The organism is Bradyrhizobium sp. Kon69, assembly GCF_055807515.1.
Genome location: NZ_JBVVOS010000341.1, coordinates 1 through 274, shown reverse-complemented (window position 1 = coordinate 274; position 274 = coordinate 1). Strand labels below are relative to the sequence as shown.

Here is a 274-nt window from a genome sequence, read left to right as displayed (position 1 = left end):
ACCGCAGGCGTGAATTCACCCTTTTGGTACGCTGACTTGTAGCGCCCGCGCAGGTTGTCGCCCGAGCCATTCAGGGTTTGCTGGCACACCAGCCAATCCAGGCGTCGTGCGGCCGCCAACGCGTCCGGCAACGCCTGGATGCTACGTCCGCGGGCGCCGCCGCTTGGCATATGCACGACGTGAAACGGCACCAGGCATTCGGTCGCAGGCAGGCCGATGGCACCGAGCATGTTTGCGACGAAATCTTCGAAGGGTGCCTGGTCCGCCAGCCCTC

At 65.0% G+C, this 274-nt stretch carries 1 protein-coding gene; it reads right to left on the bottom strand.

Annotation, left to right across the window (positions count from 1 at the left end):
* On the bottom strand, nt 1–274 hold a 274-nt coding region (locus AC0L3U_RS39390), incomplete at both ends, for a hypothetical protein (protein ID WP_473365120.1).